A 3,065-nucleotide genomic window follows, 5' to 3' on the forward strand; every position below is an offset into this window, starting at 1 on the left:
TGACCTGGGCAGTCAACGTGAGCGTAGTGACGGATCAGCGAGTTGTACTCAACGTGCGCGGTGTTGATGGTGATACCGCGAGCTTTTTCTTCTGGAGCACTGTCGATCTTGTCGAATTCAACTACGGCCGAACCGAAAACTTCGGAGCAGACGCGAGTCAGAGCAGCGGTCAGAGTGGTTTTACCGTGGTCAACGTGACCAATGGTCCCTACGTTGACGTGGGGCAGGGAACGATCAAATTTTTCCTTAGCCATCGATAACACCCTCAACAGAAGAATTAGACGAACGATATCTACCATTAAAACAAAGGCAGATATTTTCATATCTGCCTTGTTATATGGAGCTCTTGAGCGGATTTGAACCGCTGACCTCACCCTTACCAAGGGTGTGCTCTACCAACTGAGCTACAAGAGCGTAACACTTTGCACAACCTGCAAACTTGGAGCGGGTAGCGGGAATCGAACCCGCATCATCAGCTTGGAAGGCTGAGGTTCTACCACTAAACTATACCCGCGGAGCTTGCAGCTCACGCTAAAAATGGTGGAGGGGGAAGGATTCGAACCTTCGAAGTCGTAGACGTCAGATTTACAGTCTGATCCCTTTGGCCGCTCGGGAACCCCTCCTAAGCGAGCCGGCATTCTATACTATGCCGACCTTCTGTCAAGCATTTTCTCATTAAAAACCTGAGGTTAGCTGCGTTGACACCGCTCCGCTTCGATAACCTGTTTAGGTGTTCGCTGTGGAGCGGGCGCCATTCTATGCAAACTATTCCAGCGGTGCAACCCCCTCACACAGCATTATTTTATGTTTTAACTCATTGAATTCCTTGGAAAGGTTCTGCAACTGCACATCCCCCAACAAACGCTGGCTTTCGGGCGCAATAAGCAACCAGTAACCAGACTCGGGGAAATCTTTTTGTGACACCTGAACCTTCACATTCATGGTCGCTAGACGCAGCTGCAACGCAGAAATGCTGCTTTCTTGAGTCAAACCACCTAAAAACAGACATTCCTGTCCGGCACGGCGCGTGCCCTGCCCCGCCCCAGAGTTGCCAGCCGCCTCACTCAATAAGCGAATATCTTGCTGGGACCCACGGTACATGCTGAGTGGCGTGACATCCTTTGCACGCAAGGGCGCTTCCTGCTGATGCCAGACGTAATAGAACACATTGAGAACAACGAGCAGCAGGAACAACCAACGCATACAAACCTCAAGTTAAAGGACACGCCATCGCCAACCCTACAAATACCAGGTCGGGGACGATCCGAGCATCAGGCACGACGTCCGCCACCAACCCAGCATCGCCACCGGTAATAAAGACAGTAAAGCGCTCCCCCCAATAGGATCGAGCCATTTCCATCTGGGTCAGGACGAAGCCTCTCAACATTAAAGAGCACCCACGCTCCACCGCCTCTACGGTACTGCGCCCCGGAGCATGGCTCGTCAGCGCTTTTTCGGCGGCCAAGTCTCCATAACGGATTTTCCGGGTATGTGTACGTAATTGGTTACGCATCAAGGGCATACCTGGACAAATGAATCCCCCCAGGTGCTCACCTTCGGCATTAATAAAGTCGGCCGTCACCGCGGTGCCGAAATCCAGAATCAGACAGGCGCCTGCAGCCAAATGAAAGCCGCCAAGCATCGCCAACCAGCGATCCAGCCCCAAGCGTTCATAGTCGTCATAGCCATTCCTGACACCAGACATTTCACTGGCCGACTTGGCGCACACGACCGAAACCCCGAACGTCTGCTCGAGAATTCGGGTGAGCGCGGCAGTTTCTTCACCGGTCCTTACGCTGACCAACCGACATTTTCGCAACGATATGCTGTCAAATGCGCACAAGCTATCCACCAGAGCTTGATCCGAGTCGACAACACCTTCCGCGAACAGACCGCCAGCAGCTGTATTCAATACACGCCACTTGATAAAGCTATTCCCACAGTCGAGCTCAAGAATCATCACGCAACCTCAGGCTGAGCTCACCACCATTAAATACTTTTTCCACGCCATCCACCTTCAAACGCAGCGCACCCTGACTATCGATGCCGAGCACCACGCCCTCTATATGACTAACGCCCGCAATCAACGAAACCGGACGCCCCTGCCACATATGATATTTTTCCCACTCCTCCTGGAGCTCCGAAAAACCATCAAGCTGATGGCGCTGAATATAGCGACTCAACTGCTCGCTCAACTCAGCCGCCAAGATATTGCGGTCACTGCTTTTGCCCGTTTCGAGTCGAATCGACGTCCATTGCTGGTCCACCTCATCAGCAATCTGCATGTTCACATTAATGCCTATACCTAGCACTACATGGCAAACATCTGCAGGATCCCCGACAAGCTCCAGGAGGATGCCCGCAACTTTCTTGTTTCCGACCAACACATCGTTAGGCCACTTCAATCCTGCGCCTGACACACCCAGCTTTCGCAGGGTATGCATAACCGCCAAACCAACAACCAGACTCAACCCCTCGAGCTGGCGCATGCCGCCCTCAATACGCAGGACCAGGCTGTAATAGAGATTTTCAGCAAAGGGACTTACCCACTTGCGCCCCCTTCGTCCTCGACCGGAAATCTGTCTCTCTGCCAATACCAGGAACGGCGCCGTGCGACCTTGATTGATCGCGCGCAACGCCTCCGCATTGGTGGAGTCAATGGAGTCAAAGACAGTCATGGGCCAAACCGGGGCCAAAGCACTTATGCTGAGAGGATCGAGCAATGTCAGGGGAGCCGCTAGTTGATAGCCTCGGCCCCTGACCTTGTTAATGGATAACCCGAGCTCAGCCTCAAGATTCTGAAGCTGCTTCCATACAGCACTTCGACTGATGCCCAGGGCAACCCCCAGAGCCTGACCAGAATGGAATCGACCATCCTTTAAAAGATTCAACAACGTCAGCATGCAGGTCTCGCCTCACAATGAGGCCCGAATAATAGCCATGAGCCGGGCGATTGCATAGAAATCAAGCAAACCACTTTCCTGCGGGCAAAACAAAACCCCAACTGCTTTCGCAATTGGGGTTTCGGAATTTAATCTTGACGATGACCTACTCTCACATGGGGA

General features: G+C 52.7%; 4 protein-coding genes and 3 tRNA genes. All 7 read right to left on the reverse strand.

Features of this window, described 5'->3' with window-relative positions; translation table 11 throughout:
- Positions 1 to 254, reverse strand: a 254-nt coding sequence (locus DBR18_RS01870; protein WP_256588492.1) for a GTP-binding protein, incomplete at its 3' end; no start/stop codon positions are given.
- 84 nt (positions 255 to 338) lie between these two features.
- Positions 339 to 414 (reverse strand) — tRNA-Thr (locus DBR18_RS01875).
- Positions 415 to 440: 26 nt separating this feature from the next.
- Positions 441 to 514, reverse strand: a tRNA-Gly gene (locus DBR18_RS01880).
- A 24-nt stretch (positions 515 to 538) separates the two neighbouring features.
- Positions 539 to 623, reverse strand: a tRNA-Tyr gene (locus DBR18_RS01885).
- Between the two features lie 142 nt (positions 624 to 765).
- Complete coding sequence (locus DBR18_RS01890) at positions 766 to 1,203, reverse strand: hypothetical protein (RefSeq protein WP_108589048.1); 438 nt, start codon at positions 1,201 to 1,203, stop codon at positions 766 to 768.
- A 7-nt stretch (positions 1,204 to 1,210) separates the two neighbouring features.
- A complete protein-coding gene (locus DBR18_RS01895; RefSeq protein WP_108589049.1) occupies positions 1,211 to 1,960 on the reverse strand; it encodes a pantothenate kinase in 750 nt (249 codons plus the stop codon).
- Complete coding sequence (gene birA / locus DBR18_RS01900) at positions 1,950 to 2,903, reverse strand: bifunctional biotin--[acetyl-CoA-carboxylase] ligase/biotin operon repressor BirA (RefSeq protein ID WP_108589050.1); 954 nt, start codon at positions 2,901 to 2,903, stop codon at positions 1,950 to 1,952. Before birA ends, DBR18_RS01895 begins: the two co-directional genes overlap by 11 nt.
- Positions 2,904 to 3,065 lie beyond the last annotated feature (162 nt).

Source organism: Pseudomonas sp. HMWF021 (genome assembly GCF_003061005.1).
Classification (GTDB): domain Bacteria; phylum Pseudomonadota; class Gammaproteobacteria; order Pseudomonadales; family Pseudomonadaceae; genus Aquipseudomonas.

Coding starts and splice junctions, on each gene's coding strand:
- DBR18_RS01890 (WP_108589048.1), bottom strand. CDS start 1,203: ATGCGTTGGTTGTTCCTGCTGCTCGTTGTTCTCAATGTGTTCTATTAC.
- DBR18_RS01895 (WP_108589049.1), bottom strand. CDS start 1,960: ATGATTCTTGAGCTCGACTGTGGGAATAGCTTTATCAAGTGGCGTGTA.
- birA (WP_108589050.1), bottom strand. CDS start 2,903: ATGCTGACGTTGTTGAATCTTTTAAAGGATGGTCGATTCCATTCTGGT.